1 pseudogene is annotated in these 302 nt (G+C 67.9%); it reads left to right on the top strand.

What is annotated here, in order from left to right:
• Positions 1-302 (top strand): annotated as a pseudogene (locus tag FVP33_RS19645) (hypothetical protein); the annotation flags it as partial.

Raw genomic sequence — 302 nt, 5'->3', positions numbered from 1 at the left:
TCCCTACCCGCCGCTCTTCCGCTCTGGCGCAACCTGCTCTCCGCCCTCGAGTCCTTCGACACGGGAGTCACGACCACGCTCGACTGGTCGCACGCGCTGCGCACCCCCGAGTATGCGGATGCCGCCCTGCAGGCCTTCGAGGAGATCCCCGGTCGATTCGTGCTCGGCTACGGTAACTACCTCGGCGCCCCCTGGGAGTGGACTGCTGACCCGATCTTCCGCTCCTGGGTGAAGAAGGTCTCGGGCAGCGACATGCTCGGGCTCCAGATCGCGGTCGACGTGCCGGACGCCGAGGACTTCCC

Source organism: Lacisediminihabitans profunda (genome assembly GCF_008040105.1).
GTDB lineage: Bacteria > Actinomycetota > Actinomycetes > Actinomycetales > Microbacteriaceae > Lacisediminihabitans > Lacisediminihabitans profunda.
Note: the sequence above shows the minus strand (reverse complement) of the source record. Positions and strands in the feature narration are given on the sequence as shown.